The 14,472-nt window shown below is 72.7% G+C and carries 11 protein-coding genes; 10 read left to right on the top strand and 1 reads right to left on the bottom strand.

Annotated features, from left to right (window positions below):
- Positions 1-222 precede the first annotated feature (222 nt).
- The 4 genes from BN12_RS07965 to gatB are packed head-to-tail and all read left to right on the top strand — an operon-like array spanning position 223 to position 4,851.
- Complete coding sequence (locus BN12_RS07965; RefSeq protein WP_048551508.1) at positions 223-1,437, top strand: MFS transporter; 1,215 nt, start codon at positions 223-225, stop codon at positions 1,435-1,437.
- A 57-nt stretch (positions 1,438-1,494) separates the two neighbouring features.
- A complete protein-coding gene (gene gatC / locus BN12_RS07960; protein WP_048551506.1) occupies positions 1,495-1,794 on the top strand; it encodes an Asp-tRNA(Asn)/Glu-tRNA(Gln) amidotransferase subunit GatC in 300 nt (99 codons plus the stop codon).
- A 41-nt stretch (positions 1,795-1,835) separates the two neighbouring features.
- Positions 1,836-3,317, top strand: coding sequence for an Asp-tRNA(Asn)/Glu-tRNA(Gln) amidotransferase subunit GatA (gene gatA / locus BN12_RS07955; RefSeq protein ID WP_048556121.1), 1,482 nt, complete (start codon positions 1,836-1,838; stop codon positions 3,315-3,317).
- Between the two features lie 4 nt (positions 3,318-3,321).
- Positions 3,322-4,851 carry an Asp-tRNA(Asn)/Glu-tRNA(Gln) amidotransferase subunit GatB gene (gene gatB / locus BN12_RS07950; RefSeq protein WP_048556120.1) on the top strand — a complete coding sequence of 510 codons (1,530 nt, stop codon included), beginning with the start codon at positions 3,322-3,324 and terminating at the stop codon, positions 4,849-4,851.
- A gap of 66 nt (positions 4,852-4,917) precedes the next feature.
- Here gatB and BN12_RS07945 read toward each other — a convergent pair whose 3' ends face one another.
- Positions 4,918-5,883 carry a PQQ-dependent sugar dehydrogenase gene (locus tag BN12_RS07945; protein WP_235432338.1) on the bottom strand — a complete coding sequence of 322 codons (966 nt, stop codon included), beginning with the start codon at positions 5,881-5,883 and terminating at the stop codon, positions 4,918-4,920.
- Between the two features lie 218 nt (positions 5,884-6,101).
- Between BN12_RS07945 and BN12_RS07940 the strand changes: the two genes are divergently transcribed.
- The 6 genes from BN12_RS07940 to ilvD (BN12_RS07915) all read left to right on the top strand — a co-directional run bounded on the left by BN12_RS07940 (position 6,102) and on the right by ilvD (BN12_RS07915) (position 14,345).
- Complete coding sequence (locus BN12_RS07940) at positions 6,102-7,070, top strand: 2-hydroxyacid dehydrogenase (RefSeq protein WP_235432337.1); 969 nt, start codon at positions 6,102-6,104, stop codon at positions 7,068-7,070.
- A gap of 378 nt (positions 7,071-7,448) precedes the next feature.
- Positions 7,449-8,069: a P-loop NTPase family protein gene (locus BN12_RS07935; protein WP_048551500.1), complete on the top strand. Its 621-nt coding sequence runs from the start codon at positions 7,449-7,451 to the stop codon at positions 8,067-8,069.
- Positions 8,066-10,048 (top strand): YhgE/Pip domain-containing protein, encoded by a 1,983-nt coding sequence (locus BN12_RS07930; protein ID WP_048551498.1) that lies wholly within the window; start codon positions 8,066-8,068, stop codon positions 10,046-10,048. Before BN12_RS07935 ends, BN12_RS07930 begins: the two co-directional genes overlap by 4 nt.
- 58 nt (positions 10,049-10,106) lie before the next feature.
- Complete coding sequence (locus BN12_RS07925) at positions 10,107-10,631, top strand: SixA phosphatase family protein (RefSeq protein ID WP_048551497.1); 525 nt, start codon at positions 10,107-10,109, stop codon at positions 10,629-10,631.
- An 80-nt stretch (positions 10,632-10,711) separates the two neighbouring features.
- Entirely contained in the window at positions 10,712-12,559 is a 1,848-nt protein-coding gene (ilvD, locus tag BN12_RS07920) for a dihydroxy-acid dehydratase (RefSeq protein ID WP_083454498.1), read from the top strand.
- 85 nt (positions 12,560-12,644) lie between these two features.
- Positions 12,645-14,345: a dihydroxy-acid dehydratase gene (ilvD, locus tag BN12_RS07915; RefSeq protein ID WP_048551491.1), complete on the top strand. Its 1,701-nt coding sequence runs from the start codon at positions 12,645-12,647 to the stop codon at positions 14,343-14,345.
- Positions 14,346-14,472: the final 127 nt, after the last annotated feature.

Raw genomic sequence — 14,472 nt, 5'->3', positions numbered from 1 at the left:
GCCCGACGGGCTGCCGCTGGCCTCCGCGGGAGCCCGCGGCGAGGCACTCCTCGTCGTCGACCTCGCCGCCGCGCAGGCCGTCCCGCCGCAGGGCCACGGCAGTCAGGCCGTCGACTACCGACCGGCCGGGCCGGCAGAGCCGACAAGCCCGGCAAAGCCGACCGGGCCCGCAGCGTCGACAAGCCCGGCAGAGCCGACGGGGCCGGCAGAGCCGACCCGGCGGTGAGGACCGACCGCGCAGTCGCGGTGCCGCACGCCGCGTCGTTCTGGCTCGTCGCCGCCGGCTTCCTCGCCGTCATGTCGTTCACGACGATCCCCACGCCGCTCTACCCGCTCTACCAGGCGGCCGACCACTTCGCGCCGTTCATGATCACCGTCGTCTTCGCCGCCTACGGCGTCGGCGTCATCGCCGGGCTGTTCCTCCTCGGGCACGTCAGCGACCGGGTCGGCCGGCGGCGGATGATCCTCACGGCGCTCGTCCTGGAGCTGGTGAGCGCCGTCCTGTTCACCCTGTCCTCGGCCGTGCCGACGCTGCTCGTCGCGCGGTTCGTCTGCGGGTTCGGCATCGGCATCGTCACCGCGGCGGCGACGGCGCACCTCACCGAGCTCCACGCGATCGGCTACCCCGACCGCGACGGGAGCTTCGCGAGCACGGTCGCGACGGTCGTCAACACCGGTGGTCTCGCGCTCGGCCCGCTCGTCGGCGGGCTGCTCACCCAGTGGTGGCCGCACCCGCTCACCCTCCCCTTCGCCGTCTACCTCGGCCTGCTCGCCGTCGTCGCCCTCGTCGTGTGGGCGGTGCCGGAGACGGTCTCCCCGCCGGTGGAGCACCAGCCCTACCGCCCGCAGCGCGTCGAGGTCGACCCGGCGGCACGCGGCGAGTTCGCGGCGGCGGCGGTCGCCGGCGCGGCCTCCTTCACCGTCCTCGGCCTCTACACCTCGCTGACGGCGACGTTCGTCGGCGGCACGCTCCACGACCGGTCACGCCTGCTGGCCGGCACGATCGTCTTCGCCGTCATGGGTGCCTCGGCCGTCTCCCAGGTCCTCCTCGCCCGGCTCCCCGACCTCCATCGGCTCCGGTTCGGAGGAGGGCTCATGGTCGCCGGGCTCCTCGGTGTCGCGCTCGGAGCGACCCTCCTGTCGCTCGGCGTCTTCGTCGCCGGAGGGATCCTCGCCGGCGGCGGCGCCGGGCTCGTCTTCCAGGCCGCCATCGCGACGGCCGTCCGGGTCGCCGCGCCCGGCAAGCGGGCCGAGACGATGGCGGGGATGTTCCTCGCGGCATACATCGGCATCACCGTCCCCGTCGTCGCGGTGGGCGTCGCCCTCACCGTCGTGCGCGACCCCGTGCCGGTCCTCGTCACCTTCTCCCTCGTCGTCCTCCTCGTCGTGGTCGTCGCGGTCGGCCGGATGCTCCGGGCCCTCGCGACGACCACGTGAGCGAGGGCCGCCGGAGGCGGTCGGGAGGAGGGCGCAGGCGCCCATAGACTGGCCGGTATGGCAGAGCTGACCCGGGACGACGTCGCGCACCTCGCGCGGCTGGCCCGCATCGACCTGTCCGACGCGGAGCTGGACCGGATGGTCGGCGAGCTCGGCATCATCCTCGAGTCCGTCGCGACGGTCCAGCAGGCCCCGACCGACGGCGTCGAGCCGATGAGCCATCCGCTCCCGCTGACCAACGTGACCCGCCGCGACGAGGTGCGTCCCTCCCTCGGCGCGGCCGCGGTGCTCGCCGGCGCGCCCGCCGTCGAGCAGGACCGCTTCCTCGTGCCCCGCATCCTGGACGAAGAAGAGTGACCGCCGTGCCGACCGATCCCACGCGGCTCACCGCCGCCGAGATGGCCGATGCCCTGGCGACGGGAGCCATCTCGTCGGCCGAGCTGACCCAGGCCCACCTCGACCGCACCGCCGCCGTCGACGACGCGGTCCACGCCTACCTCCACGTCGACGCGGACGGCGCGATCGCCGCTGCGCGTGCCGTCGACGCCCGTCGGGCGGCCCGTGAGCCGCTCCACCCGCTGGCCGGCGTCCCGGTCGCCGTCAAGGACGTCATGGCGACCAAGGGGCTGCCGACGACGTGTGGCTCGCGGATCCTGGAGGGCTGGGTGCCGCCCTACGACGCGACGCTCGTGACCCGGCTGCGCGAGGCCGGTATGCCGATCCTCGGCAAGACGAACATGGACGAGTTCGCGATGGGCTCCTCGACCGAGCACTCGGCATACGGCCCGACCCACAACCCCTGGGACCTCGACCGCATCCCCGGGGGGTCGGGGGGCGGGTCCTCGTCCGTCGTCGCCTCCTACCAGGCGCCGCTGGCCATCGGCACCGACACCGGCGGATCGATCCGCCAGCCGGCCGCGGTGACGGGCACGGTCGGCGTCAAACCGACCTACGGCGGGGTGTCGCGCTACGGCCTCGTCGCCCTCGCCTCCTCGCTCGACCAGGCGGGCCCGTGCACCAGGACCGTCCTCGACGCCGCGCTCCTACACGATGTCATCGGCGGCCACGACCCGATGGACTCGACGTCGATCGACGCGCCCGTGCCGCCGGTCGTCGAGGCGGCCCGGCGCGCCGACGTGAGCGGCCTGCGGATCGGGATCGTCCGAGAGCTGACCGGAGAGGGCTTCCAGCCCGGGGTGCAGCAGCGGTTCGACGAGGCCGTCGCCCTCCTCGTCGAACGGGGCGCCCGGGTCGTCGAGGTCTCGTGCCCGTCCTTCGCCTACGCGCTCGCCGCCTACTACCTCATCCTGCCGAGCGAGGCCTCGAGCAACCTCGCGAAGTTCGACGCCATGCGCTACGGCCTGCGCGTCGGCCCACCGGAGGTCGCGCATCCCTCGGCGGAGCAGGTCATGGCGGCGACCCGCGACGCCGGGTTCGGGCCGGAGGTGAAGCGCCGGATCATCCTGGGGACGTATGCCCTGTCCAGCGGCTACTACGACGCCTACTACGGCACCGCGCAGAAGGTCCGCCGGCTCATCGCCGACGACTTCGCCCGCGCCTTCGAGACCGCCGACGTCCTCGCGAGTCCTACGGCGCCGACGACGGCGTTCCGGCTCGGCGACAAGCTCGACGACCCGATGGCCATGTACCTCAACGACATCGCGACGATCCCGGCCAACCTCGCCGGTGTCCCCGGCATCTCCGTCCCGAGCGGGCTCGCCCCCGAGGACGGCCTGCCGACGGGCATCCAGTTCCTCGCTCCGGCGACCGAGGACGAGCGGCTGTATGCCGCCGGCGCGGCCCTCGAGGCGGCCCTCACCGACCGCTGGGGCGGCCCCCTCCTCGCCTCCGCCCCCGACCTCGCCCCGCAGGGAGCCTGACACGATGACGACGACCCACGTCGGCGAGCCCGTCCTGTCCTTCGAGGAGGCCCTCGCGGCATACGACCCCGTCATGGGCCTCGAGGTGCACGTCGAGCTCAACACCGCGACGAAGATGTTCTGCGGCTGCGCCACGACCTTCGGGGCCGAGCCCAACTCCCAGGTCTGCCCGGTCTGCCTCGGCCTGCCCGGCGCGCTCCCCGTCGTCAACGAGAAGGGCGTCGAGTCGGCGATCCGGATCGGACTGGCGCTGAACTGCGAGATCGCGTCGTGGTGCCGGTTCGCACGGAAGAACTACTTCTACCCGGACATGCCGAAGAACTTCCAGACGAGCCAGTACGACGAGCCGATCTCCTTCGACGGCCACCTCGACGTCGAGCTGTCCGACGGGTCCACCTACCGGGTCGAGATCGAGCGCGCCCACATGGAGGAGGACACCGGGAAGTCGCTCCACGTGGGCGGATCGACCGGTCGCATCCACGGCGCCGACCACTCGCTCGTCGACTACAACCGGGCCGGCATCCCGCTCATCGAGATCGTCACCAAGCCGATGCTCGGAGCGGGGGAGCAGGCGCCCGAGGTGGCGCGCGCCTACGTCTCGGCGCTGCGCGACCTCCTCAAGGCCCTCGGGGTCTCCGACGTCCGGATGGAGCAGGGCTCGATGCGCTGCGACGTCAACCTGTCGCTCATGCCCAAGGGCTCGACGACGCTCGGCACACGGTCGGAGACCAAGAACGTCAACTCGCTGCGCTCGGTCGAGCGGGCGGTCCGCTACGAGGTCGGCCGCCACGCGGCGGTCCTCGCCTCGGGCCGCCGGGTCGTCCAGGAGACCCGGCACTGGCACGAGGACACGGGGATCACGACGAGCGGCCGGGAGAAGTCCGACGCCGAGGACTACCGCTACTTCCCCGAGCCCGACCTCGTGCCCGTCGCGCCGTCCCGCGAGACCGTCGAGGCGCTCCGGGCGACGTTGCCCGAGAACCCGGCCACGCGTCGCAAGCGGCTCCAGTCCGACTGGGGCTACAGCGATCTGGAGATGCGCGACGTCGTCAACGCCGGCCTCGTCGAGCTCATCGAGGAGACCGTCGCCGCCGGCGCCACACCGGCCGGCGCCCGCAAGTGGTGGTCCGGCGAGGTCGCCCGGCGCGCCAACACCGAGGCGCAGGACGTCGTGACGTATGCCGCGTCCCTCGGCGTCACCCCGGCCCACGTCGTCGAGCTCGAGGAACTCGTGACGAGCGGACGGCTCAACGACTCGATGGCCCGGCAGGTCTGGGAGGGCGTCCTCGACGGCGAGGGCTCTCCGACGGCCGTGGCAGATGCCCGCGGGTTGCAGCTCGTCCGTGACGACGGTGCCCTCGAGGCCGCCGTCGACGAGGTCATCGCGGCGAATCCCGATGTGGCACAGAAGATCCGTGACGGCAAGGTCCAGGCCGTCGGAGCCCTCATCGGCCAGGTCATGAAGGCGACGAAGGGTCAGGCCGACGCGGGCCAGGCCCGCACGGTCATCCTCGAGCGGCTCGGCGTCTCCTGAATCCCACCGTCTCGGTGTCTCGGGTCTCCACAGCCTCGCCGGGCCGGGTGAACGGCCGCTGTCCCTTCACCCGAGGGTGACGCGCAGGAGGCGGTCGTCGTCGGCAGCCGGCGTGCCACGGAAGGTGTTGCTCGTGAGCACCCACAGCGAGCCGTCGGGCGCCATCGTCACGTCGCGCAGCCGGCCGTCGTCGCCGTGGAGGAAGCGCTCCGGCTGCGGTGCGCGGGCATCGGTCCCGTCGACCGTCACCCGCCACAGTGCCTCGCCGCGCAGCGCCGCCATCCACACCGCGCTGTCCGGGCCGACGGCGATCCCGCTCGGCGAGGCATCGGCCGTCGACCATACGGCGACCGGGTTCGCGTAGCGGGCGTCATGACCGAAGCCCTCGACGACCGGCCAGCCGTAGTCGCGCCCGGCGACGATGCGGTTCAGCTCGTCCCACGTGTCCTGCCCGAACTCACTGGCATAGAGCTGTCCGCTCGCCGTCCACGCGAGGCCCTGGACGTTGCGGTGGCCGTAGGTCCACGTCCGGTTGCCGAAGGGATTGCCCGGAGCAGCCTTCCCGTCGCGGGTGATCCGCAGGATCTTGCCGTTGAGCGAGTCACGGTCCTGGGCGCGGGCCGTGTCGCCGGCGTCGCCGGTGCCGACGTAGAGGTACCCGTCCGGGCCGAACCTGATCCGCCCGCCGTTGTGGAAACTGCTCTTGCGGATCCCGGTGAGCACCGGCGTGACGTCGGTGAGCCGGGTGCCGTCGACGCGGGCCCGGACGACGCGGTTGTCGTCGGCGGACGTGAGGTAGAGGAAGACCGTGTGGTCGGAGGCGTAGGACGGCGACACGGCGACCCCGAGCAGGCCGCCCTCGCCCTCCGCCACGACGCCAGGGACGGTGCCGAGGCTCGTCGCGGTCCGCCCGTCGGCGCTCACGTGACGCACCTCGCCGGAGTCCCGGAGGGTGAGCAGCGCGGTGCGGTCGGGCAGGAAGGCGATGTCCCACGGCACCTCGAGATGGGTGAGGAGCACGTCGACGGACACGGGCCGCGAGCCGGCGGTCGACGTGGGTGTCGTGCTGGACGCTGGGCCGGACGCGGTGGGCGAGGCCGTCGACGTGACGGGGCGTGAGCTGCCGCTGTGGTCACCCCCGGACGAGCCGGCGGTGCAGGCGCCGACGAGAAGGGCCGCTGCGGCGAGAACCCCTGGCACCGCGGCCCGGCGTCTCCGGTGCGCCGGCCGGGGGAGAGCGGACGGCCGGGATGTCCGACGGCTGGCTGCGGATCCTCGCATACTCCAGTCTCGCCTACCGTGGCCCCATGGTCACCGTCTCCGTACCCGACACGTACTGGGCCGAGCGCATCGACGGGATGGCGGGCATCGAGATCGTCGTCGACGACCTCCGCTCGCGCGGGCCGCGGGCCGAGGACATCGAGGTCGCCGTGCCGCCCTACCTCGGCGGCTGGGACACCGGGCTCATGGCGGGTATGCCGTCCCTCGAGCTCGTCCAGCTCTTCACCGCCGGCTACGAGACGGTCGCCCCGCACGTCCCGGACGGCGTGGTCCTCGCCAACGCGGCGGGTGTCCACGAGGCGTCGACGTCGGAGCTCGCGGTGGCCCTCGCGCTCGCCGCCCTGCGCGGCATCCCGCGGTTCGTCCGCGCGCAGGAGGAGGGCGACTGGCTGCCGCAGGCGATGTACCCGGCACTCGCGGACAGGCGCGTCCTCATCCTCGGCTACGGCGCCATCGGGCGTGCGGTGGCCGCCCGGATGGCACCGTTCGAGGTGCACCTCACCGCTGTGGCCTCGCGGGCACACGGCGGCGACGGTCACGTCGGCCACGTCCACGGCATCGACGAGCTGCCCGACCTGCTGCCGCAGCAGGACGTCGTCGTCGTCATCGTCCCCCTCTCGCCGTCGACCGAGCGGCTCGTCGACGACGCCTTCCTCTCCCGGATGCCCGACGGCTCGGTCCTGGTCAACGTGGCCAGAGGCAGGGTGGCCGACACCGACGCGCTCTTGCGGCATGCCGGGCGGATCACCCTCGCGCTCGACGTCACCGACCCCGAGCCGCTGCCCGCCGACCACCCGTTGTGGCACGCACCGGGAGTGCTCATCTCGCCGCATACCGGTGGGTCGACGTCGGCGTTCTTCCCTCGCGCGGAGCGGCTGCTGCGCACCCAGCTGGAGCGCTACCTCGCGGGCTCCGACCTCGTCAACGTCGTCAACTGAGCCCGCGCGCCCACCCCGGGCAGCTTTATCGGGTGACCCCGGAAGTCTGCGTGCCCCCACCCCGAGCAGCTTTATCGGGTGACCCCGGAAGACTGACCTTCACCCGACAAGGGAGGTCGGGTCAGGCTCAGTGTTCCGGGGTGACCCGATAATCCAGGCGCCCCACCCCGAAGCCGCTTTGTCGGGTGACCCGATAATCCGGGCGCCCCACCCCGAAGCCGCTTTGTCGGGTGACCCGATAATCCAGGCACCACCTCGGAGCAGCAGCCGGGACCGGAGGGCATCGCGCCGGGCGGCCGTGCGGCGCGGCGCAGGACGAGCCTGTTCGGGGGTATCAGGCTTGAATACGGGTACCTGTCGACACACCGAGGAGTCATCGTGGAGGTCGTCGCCCACCAGGCGAGCGTCGCGGGACACGACGCCCCGCTGCTGCCCCCGACGTCCTTCGTCGCGCCGCCGAGCCGGGTCACCGTCGTCGCCGGGGACCCGGGCGCCGGGCAACGCGCGCTCGCGCTCGCCCTCGGCGGTCGCATACCGCTCGCGACCGGGAGCATCGCGCTCGACAACGACGTCCGCGACGCGACCCGGCGCCGTCACGTGACGCTCGTCGACGTCCCCGAGGTGACGGCTCCAGAGGAGGGCCTGCCGGTGCTCCGCGTCGTCGCCGACGAGCTCGGCTACGCCCACGCGCCGTCCGGAAGGGCGCAGACCGAGCGCTTCCTCGCCACCCACGGTGCGGCACGGCACATGCGCGAGCCCTTCGAACGGCTCGACAACGGCATCCGTGTCCGTGTCCTCATGGCGGCGGCGGCCGAGCGGGCCGACGCGCGCGTCCTCGTCCTCGCCAACCCCGACCGCCGCGGCGGTGACCCGCACGACTGGTGGCCGGTCGCCGAGGACCTCGCGGGCCAGGGACTGACGGTCGTCGTCCAGACGACCCACGCGACGTGCCGCCTCCTCGGCATCGCCGTCACCTTCGAGCTCGGAGCCACGCCATGAACGCTGCCCGCCTCGCCCTCACCGAGCTGCGCCGACTCACGACGAGCCGCCTCGGCAAGCTCGCCGTCGTCGCGATGATGCTCGTCCCCTCCCTCTACGGCGGCTTCTACCTGTATGCCAACAAGGACCCGTATGCCGCGCTCGACCGGGTGCCGGCGGCGGTCGTCGACGAGGACGCGGGAACGACCCTCGCGACGGGGGAGAAGCTGGCGGCCGGCGACGAGGTCGCCCGCTCGCTGCTCGACTCCGGAAGCTTCGACTGGACGAGGACCGATCGGGCGGGGGCGGAGCAGGGCATCGAGACGGGGAGGTACGACTTCGCGCTCATCATCCCCGCGAGCTTCTCCGCCGACCTCGCCTCGAGCGCCGATCTGGAGCCGCGGCAGGCGACGATCGAGCTCGCGACGAACGACGCCAACGGCTACCTCTCGACGACCGTTGCCAACCAGCTCGTCAAGGAGGTCACGACGTCGGTCGCCGAGAAGGTGAGTACGACGGCGGCGAGCCAGATCCTCGCCGGGTTCTCGACGATCCACGACCGGACGACGAAGGCGGCCGACGGGGCCGCGAAGCTCGCGAGCGGACTCGACGACGCCACCGAGGGAGCCGGCGACCTCGCGACGGGCGCGCACAGCCTCGCGACCGGAGAGCAGAAGCTCGTCGACGGCACGGCCACCTTCGCGCGGGGAGCCTCCGACCTCGACACCGGGCTGCAGACGCTCAGGAACGGGACGAGCGACCTGCCCACGCGGACCAAGCAGCTGGCGACGGGGGCCCGGCAGGTCGCCGACGGCAACAAGGAGGTCGCGTCCGCAGGGAAGGAGGTGGCCGCCGCCTCGGACCGAGCCGTCGGCGACCTCACCGAGACCCGCGGCCGGCTCGCGACGCGGCTCGAGGCGGCCGGGTTCAGCCAGGACGAGATCGACCGGATCCTCGCGGTCGCGGACGACGTCGCCGAGCCCCTGCGCGAGGCCAACACCCGCATCCAGTCGACGTCGACGCAGCTCACGCAGCTGTCGGACGGCGCGACGAAGGTCGCCGACGGGGCGTCGCAGCTGGCGACCGCCGCGAGCCAGCTGAAGACCGGCATCGCCGAGGCCGCGAGCGGGAGCGGCTCGCTGGCCTCGGGTGCCAGAACCCTGCAGTCCGGGCAGCAGGACGCCCTCGCCGGGGCGAAGCGGCTCGACACGGGAGCCGCCTCGTTGCATACCGGCCTCGGGACGCTCGCCGACGGTGCCCACGAGCTGGAGAAGGGGCTGCGGGACGGCCTGCGGTCGATCCCCGACCCCAGCCCGGAGCAGCGCAAGGCGGTCGCCCAGACGCTCGGCAACCCCATCGCCGTGGACACCTCGTCGGCCGCGTCGGCGGCCGACTACGGCGCCGGCCTCGCCCCCTTCTTCATGTCGCTCGCCATCTGGATCGGGGCCTTCGTCCTCACGACGAGGGTCCGGTCGCACTCGACCCGGGCGGTCGCGGCCGGCCAGCCGCGGCTGCGGATCGCGCTCGGCGGCTGGCTCGCGCCGGCGGTCCTCGGCGTCGCCCAGGCCGTGCTCGCCTACCTCGTCATCATCGCCGGGGTCGGCATCTCGACGGCCCACCCCGTCCTCCTCCTGCTGTTCATGGGCCTCATCTCGGTGACCTTCACGGCGATCGTCAACGCCGTCGTCATGCGGTTCGGCCTCGTCGGTCAGTTCGTCGCGCTCGTCCTCCTCGTCGTCCAGCTCATCAGCGCCGGCGGGACCTTCCCCTGGCAGACGCTCCCCGAGCCGCTCCACCCGCTCCACCACGTCCTGCCGATGTCGTATGCCGTCGACGGCATCCGGCGGCTCATGTACGGCGGGTCCTTCGTCCACCTGTCGCTCGACATCGGCGTCCTGCTCGCCTACTGGGCCGGCGCCATCCTGCTCGGAACCGTCGCCGCGGCCCGGCTCGGGACGTGGTCGGCGAGCCGGGTCAAGCCGCAGGTCACGGCGCCGTAGCCGGCACCCGCCGCGGCGTGCGCTGACAGGCGAGCCCCCCGTGCGGCATGCTGGGGGCATGACCCGATCGGCGGAGGACCGGACCCTCGTCCTCGTCCGCCATGCCAAGGCCGAGCAGGGCGGCTGGGACCGCGACCACGAGCGCACGCTCACCGGGCGCGGGCACCGGGACGCCGTCGCGGCCGGACGCTGGCTGTGCGACCACGGGATCGGCTGCGACGAGGTGCTCTGCTCCACCGCCGCGCGCGCCCGGCAGACGGCCGACGGGATCGCGGAGGCGGGGTGCTGCGAGGCGGAGATCCAGTACGACGCCGCGATCTACAACGCCTCCGCCGCTGGACTGCTCGGCGTGCTGCGCGAGGCCGACCCCGAGGCCCAGGTCCTCATGATGGTCGGGCACGCCCCCGGCATACCGCAGCTGGCGAGCCTGCTCGCCGACGGCGAGGGACGCGAGGAGGCGCACGACCTCATGTCCCAGGGCTGGCCGACCTCGGGGGTCGCGGTCCTGCGCTACGACGGGCACTGGTCCGACCTCGACTGGGGCACGGCATACCTCCAGGCCTTCGCCGCCCCGCGCGGCTGACGCCGGCTCCCCGTCCGCATCCCAAGACCCCGTCCCGGCCCGTGGTCGGCCCGCGCACTGCACCTGTAACACTGGCGGGTATGCCAGAGCTACGGTCGCGAACCTCCACCCACGGACGGACGATGGCCGGCGCGCGTGCCCTGTGGCGCGCCACCGGCATGACGGACGACGACTTCGGCAAGCCGATCGTCGCCATCGCCAACAGCTTCACCCAGTTCGTCCCCGGACACGTCCACCTGCGCGACATGGGTGCGCTCGTCGCCGGCGCGGTCGCCGAGGCCGGGGGAGTCGGGCGGGAGTTCAACACGATCGCCGTCGACGACGGGATCGCCATGGGGCACAGCGGGATGCTCTACTCGCTGCCGAGCCGCGAGCTCATCGCGGACACCGTCGAGTACATGGTCAACGCCCACTGCGCCGACGCCCTCGTCTGCATCTCCAACTGCGACAAGATCACCCCCGGGATGCTCCTCGCGGCGCTGCGCCTCGACATCCCCACGGTCTTCGTGTCCGGAGGTCCGATGGAGGCCGGCAAGACGGTGGCCATCGAGGGCATCGTCCACGACAAGATCGACCTCATCGACGCGATGATCGCCTCGTCCAACGACGCGGTGACCGACGACCAGCTCGACGCGATCGAGCGGTCCGCCTGCCCGACGTGCGGCTCGTGCTCGGGCATGTTCACGGCGAACTCGATGAACTGCCTCACCGAGGCCATCGGGCTCTCGCTCCCCGGCAACGGCTCGACGCTCGCGACCCACGCCGCGCGCAAGGGCCTGTTCACCGAGGCCGGACGCCTCGTCGTCGAGCTCGCGAAGCGCTACTACGACGACGGCGACCACTCGGTCCTGCCACGGCAGATCGCGACGAAGGCCGCCTTCACGAACGCCATCGCCCTCGACGTCGCGATGGGCGGATCGACGAATACCGTCCTCCACATCCTCGCCGCGGCCCGCGAGGCCGAGGTGGACTTCGGCATCCACGACATCGACGCGGTCTCTCGCCGCGTGCCCTGCCTGTGCAAGGTCGCGCCGAACAGCCCGACCTACCACATGGAGGACGTCCATCGGGCCGGCGGCATACCGGCGATCCTCGGCGAGCTCGATCGTGCCGGGCTGTTGGAGACCGAGGTGCACTCCGTCCACTCGGCGTCGCTCAAGGAGTGGCTCACCGAGTGGGACGTCAGGTCCGGCACGACGAGCCGGGAGGCCGTCGAGCTGTTCCACGCCGCGCCCGGCGGAGTGCGCACGACCGAGCCGTTCTCGACGACGAACCGCTGGGACCGCCTCGACACGGACGCCGTCCAGGGGTGCATCCGCGACCGCGAGCACGCCTACACGGCCGACGGCGGGCTCGCCGTCCTCGTCGGCAACCTCGCCCCCGACGGCGGCGTCGTCAAGACGGCCGGCGTGCCGGAGAAGGTGTGGACCTTCTCCGGGCCCGCCAAGGTCTTCGAGTCCCAGGAGGCGGCCGTCGACGGCATCCTCGGGAAGCTCGTCGAGCCGGGCGACGTCGTCGTCATCCGGTACGAGGGGCCGCGGGGCGGACCGGGTATGCAGGAGATGCTCTACCCGACCTCCTTCCTCAAGGGCCGCGGCCTCGGCCAGGCCTGCGCGCTCATCACCGACGGCCGCTTCTCGGGCGGCACGTCCGGGCTGTCCATCGGTCACGTCTCGCCCGAGGCGGCCTCCGGCGGTCTCATCGCGCTCGTCGAGGACGGCGACACGATCGAGATCGACATCCCGGCCCGGCGGATCCACCTCGCCGTCCCCGACGCCGTCCTCGACGAGCGCCGGGAGGCGCAGGAGGCCCGGGAGAAGCCGTACACGCCCGTCGACCGCAACCGGCCGATCAGCGCGGCGCTGCGGGCCTACGCGTCGATGGCGACCTCCGCCTCCGACGGCGCCGTCCGTCGCGTCCCGGACTGATCCGGCCGCCGGTCCATCCGACCCGGGTCGTCGTGGCGGCGGCCCGCGTTTCCCCCGCGGCACCCGAGGGGAGAGACTCGGGGACATGACCGAGACTCCAGACCTGAAACCCCGCAGCCGCGACGTCACCGACGGTCTGGAGAGAACGGCGGCCCGAGGGATGCTGCGGGCGGTCGGGCTCGGCGACGAGGACTTCGCCAAGCCGCAGGTCGGGGTCGCGTCGTCGTGGAACGAGATCACCCCGTGCAACCTGTCCCTCGACCGGCTCGCCAAGGCGGTCAAGGACGGCGTCCACGCCGCGGGTGGCTACCCGCTGGAGTTCGGCACGATCTCGGTCTCCGACGGCATCTCGATGGGGCACGAGGGCATGCACTTCTCCCTCGTCTCACGCGAGGTCATCGCCGACTCCGTCGAGACGGTCATGAACGCCGAGCGCCTCGACGCCTCGGTCCTGCTCGCCGGGTGCGACAAGTCCCTGCCCGGCATGCTCATGGCCGCCGCCCGGCTCGACCTCGCCGCCGTCTTCCTGTATGCCGGGTCCATCCTCCCGGGGATCGCCCGGCTCTCCGACGGGTCGGAGAAGGTCGTGACGATCATCGACGCCTTCGAGGCCGTCGGGGCGTGCGCGGCCGGCCGGATGTCGCGCGAGGACGTCGACGCCATCGAGCGCGCCATCTGCCCCGGCGAGGGTGCCTGCGGCGGCATGTACACCGCGAACACGATGGCCTCCGTCGCCGAGGCGATCGGCATGTCGCTCCCGGGCTCCGCGGCCCCGCCCGCGACCGACCGCCGGCGCGACGGGTTCGCCCGCCGGTCGGGCGAGGCCGTCGTCGAGCTGTTGCGCCGGGGGATCACCGCGCGCGACATCATGACGAAGGAGGCGTTCGAGAACGCGATCGCCGTCGTCATGGCATTCGGCGGCTCGACGAACGCCGTCCTCCACCTCCTCGCCATCGCCCACGAGGCCGACGTCGACCTGACGATCGACGACTTCCAGCGGGTCGGGGCGCGCGTCCCGCATCTCGCGGACGTCAAGCCGTTCGGGGCCTACGTCATGACCGACATCGACCGCGTCGGCGGGGTTCCCGTCGTCATGAAGCTGCTCCTCGACGCCGGCCTGCTCCACGGGGACTGCCTCACCGTGACCGGGCGGACGATGGCCGAGAACCTCGCGGACATCACCCCGCCCGACCCCGACGGGAAGGTCATCCGGTCGATGGGGGAGCCGATCCACCGCAGTGGTGGCATCACCATCCTCAAGGGCTCGCTGGCCCCCGAGGGCGCCGTCGTCAAGAGCGCGGGGTTCGACGAGTCCGTCTTCGAGGGCACGGCACGGGTCTTCGACGGCGAACGCGCCGCCATGGATGCCGTCGAGGCCGGCTCGCTCCGGTCGCACGATGTCGTCGTCATCCGCTACGAGGGGCCCAAGGGCGGTCCCGGTATGCGGGAGATGCTCGCCGTGACGGGCGCCATCAAGGGCGCAGGGCTCGGCAAGGACGTCCTCCTCCTCACCGACGGGCGCTTCTCCGGCGGCACGACCGGACTGTGCGTCGGCCATGTCGCGCCCGAGGCCGTCGACCTCGGGCCGATCGCCTTCGTCGAGGACGGCGACGCGATCCGGCTCGACGTCGCGGGTGGCACCCTCGACCTCCTCGTGTCCGAGGAGGTCCTCGCCGCCCGTCGCGAGACGGGGGCTGCGGCCCCCGAGCCGAAGTACACCCGTGGCGTCCTCGCCCGGTACCGCAAGCTCGTCACCTCGGCGAGCCGCGGCGCGGTCCTGGACTGAGGTATCGACGTGCGGGAGGTGCGCCCGGCCGACCCGGGGGACGCAGGCCCGGTCGGCGCGGGGGACGCGGGCTCGGTCGGTGTGGGGGACGCGGGCTCGGTCGGTGTGGGGGACGCGGGCTCGGTCG

The organism is Nostocoides japonicum T1-X7 (genome assembly GCF_001046855.1).
Taxonomy (GTDB): Bacteria; Actinomycetota; Actinomycetes; order Actinomycetales; family Dermatophilaceae; genus Nostocoides; species Nostocoides japonicum.
The sequence above is the reverse complement of the archived record's forward strand: the minus strand, read 5'-3'. Positions and strand labels throughout refer to the sequence as shown.

Coding starts and splice junctions, on each gene's coding strand:
- gatC (WP_048551506.1), top strand. CDS start 1,495: ATGGCAGAGCTGACCCGGGACGACGTCGCGCACCTCGCGCGGCTGGCC.
- gatA (WP_048556121.1), top strand. CDS start 1,836: ATGGCCGATGCCCTGGCGACGGGAGCCATCTCGTCGGCCGAGCTGACC.
- gatB (WP_048556120.1), top strand. CDS start 3,322: ATGACGACGACCCACGTCGGCGAGCCCGTCCTGTCCTTCGAGGAGGCC.
- BN12_RS07940 (WP_235432337.1), top strand. CDS start 6,102: ATGTCCGACGGCTGGCTGCGGATCCTCGCATACTCCAGTCTCGCCTAC.
- BN12_RS07930 (WP_048551498.1), top strand. CDS start 8,066: ATGAACGCTGCCCGCCTCGCCCTCACCGAGCTGCGCCGACTCACGACG.
- BN12_RS07925 (WP_048551497.1), top strand. CDS start 10,107: ATGACCCGATCGGCGGAGGACCGGACCCTCGTCCTCGTCCGCCATGCC.
- ilvD (WP_083454498.1), top strand. CDS start 10,712: ATGCCAGAGCTACGGTCGCGAACCTCCACCCACGGACGGACGATGGCC.
- ilvD (WP_048551491.1), top strand. CDS start 12,645: ATGACCGAGACTCCAGACCTGAAACCCCGCAGCCGCGACGTCACCGAC.